The 2,470-nt window shown below is 49.7% G+C and carries 2 rRNA genes; both read right to left on the bottom strand.

Annotation, left to right across the window (positions count from 1 at the left end):
• A 23S ribosomal RNA gene (locus ACYVL2_RS19915) occupies positions 1-1,855 on the bottom strand; the annotation flags it as partial.
• 344 nt (positions 1,856-2,199) lie between these two features.
• Positions 2,200-2,470: ribosomal RNA gene (locus ACYVL2_RS19910) — 16S ribosomal RNA — on the bottom strand; the annotation flags it as partial.

Below are 2,470 nucleotides of genomic sequence, written 5' to 3'. Positions count from 1 at the left end.
AGGCGTCACCCCCTATACATCATCTTACGATTTAGCAGAGAGCTGTGTTTTTGATAAACAGTTGCTTGGGCCTATTCACTGCGGCTGACTAAAAGTCAGCACCCCTTCTCCCGAAGTTACGGGGTCATTTTGCCGAGTTCCTTAACGAGAGTTCTCTCGATCACCTTAGGATTCTCTCCTCGCCTACCTGTGTCGGTTTGCGGTACGGGCACCTCCCGCCTCGCTAGAGGCTTTTCTTGGCAGTGTGGAATCAAGAACTTCGGTACTATATTTCCCTCGTCATCACAGCTCAGCCTTATGATGAGCGGATTTGCCTACTCATCAGCCTAACTGCTTGAACGCGCATATCCAGCAGCGCGCTTACTCTATCCTCCTGCGTCCCCCCATTACTCAAACGGCGGGGAGGTGGTACAGGAATATCAACCTGTTGGCCATCGCCTACGCTTTTCAGCCTCGGCTTAGGTCCCGACTAACCCTGAGCGGACGAGCCTTCCTCAGGAAACCTTAGGCATTCGGTGGACAAGATTCTCACTTGTCTTTCGCTACTCATACCGGCATTCTCACTTCTAGGCGCTCCACCAGTCCTTACGGTCTAGCTTCGCAGCACTTAGAACGCTCTCCTACCACTGACATCTAAGATGTCAATCCACAGCTTCGGTGATACGTTTAGCCCCGGTACATTTTCGGCGCAAAACCACTCGACCAGTGAGCTATTACGCACTCTTTCAAGGATGGCTGCTTCTAAGCCAACCTCCTGGCTGTCAACGCGACCCCACATCCTTTTCCACTCAACGTATACTTGGGGACCTTAGCTGGTGGTCTGGGCTGTTTCCCTTTTGACTACGGATCTTATCACTCGCAGTCTGACTCCCACGGATAAGTCTTTGGCATTCGGAGTTTGACTGAATTCGGTAACCCGTTGGGGGCCCCTAGTCCAATCAGTGCTCTACCTCCAAGACTCTCACAACGTGAGGCTAGCCCTAAAGCTATTTCGGAGAGAACCAGCTATCTCCAGGTTCGATTGGAATTTCTCCGCTACCCACACCTCATCCCCGCACTTTTCAACGTGCGTGGGTTCGGGCCTCCATTCAGTGTTACCTGAACTTCACCCTGGACATGGGTAGATCACCTGGTTTCGGGTCTACAACCACATACTCAACGCCCTATTCAGACTCGCTTTCGCTCCGGCTCCGTCTCTTCAACTTAACCTTGCATGGGATCGTAACTCGCCGGTTCATTCTACAAAAGGCACGCCATCACCCATTAACGGGCTCTGACTACTTGTAGGCACACGGTTTCAGGTTCTCTTTCACTCCCCTTCCGGGGTGCTTTTCACCTTTCCCTCACGGTACTGGTTCACTATCGGTCACTAGGGAGTATTTAGCCTTGGGAGATGGTCCTCCCAGCTTCCGACGGAATTTCACGTGTTCCGCCGTACTCAGGATCCACTCAAGAGGGAACGAAGTTTCAACTACAGGGTTGTTACCTTCTTTGACGGGCCTTTCCAGACCTCTTCATTTACCTCGTTCCTTTGTAACTCCGTATAGAGTGTCCTACAACCCCAAGAGGCAAGCCTCTTGGTTTGGGCTAATTCCGTTTCGCTCGCCGCTACTCAGGAAATCGCATTTGCTTTCTCTTCCTCCGGGTACTTAGATGTTTCAGTTCCCCGGGTCTGCCTTCAATATCCTATATATTCAGATAAAGATACTGCTCCATTACGAACAGTGGGTTTCCCCATTCGGAAATCTCCGGATCAAAGCTTACTTACAGCTCCCCGAAGCATATCGGTGTTAGTCCCGTCCTTCATCGGCTCCTAGTGCCAAGGCATTCACCGTGCGCCCTTTCTAACTTAACCATTAGCGAATAAATGGTGCAACTTGCGTTGCGTTATTTATTGGTTTGATTAAAGAAAAGTTTCACTTTTCCTCAGCTATTACTGTTATCTAGTTTTCAAAGAACAATCGCACTCAAAATTCTCCTTATTAGATAAGAAGAAAGTGATGTACTTTCTATTAAATGAGAGATTGAACTCTCAAAACTGAACAAAGTTTCAAAACGCACGTCTTGTCTAGCTACGGCTCCTAGTCATTCGATCGTTTCACTTTTGTCAACGAAACCAAATAACGGTCCCCCTGGCAAAAGCTCCAACGCTTTCCATGACTAAACAATCGCCTTCGCTTTTCATGTAAAAATCCTTAGAAAGGAGGTGATCCAGCCGCACCTTCCGGTACGGCTACCTTGTTACGACTTCACCCCAATCATCTGTCCCACCTTAGGCGGCTGGCTCCATAAAGGTTACCCCACCGACTTCGGGTGTTACAAACTCTCGTGGTGTGACGGGCGGTGTGTACAAGGCCCGGGAACGCATTCACCGCAGCTTGCTGATCTGCGATTACTAGCGACTCCACCTTCATCGAGCCGAGTTGCAGACTACAATCCGAACTGAGAATGGTTTTATGGGATTGGCTTG

It is taken from the genome of Glycomyces halotolerans, assembly GCF_054779575.1.
This window is presented reverse-complemented; position numbering and strand designations above follow the sequence as displayed.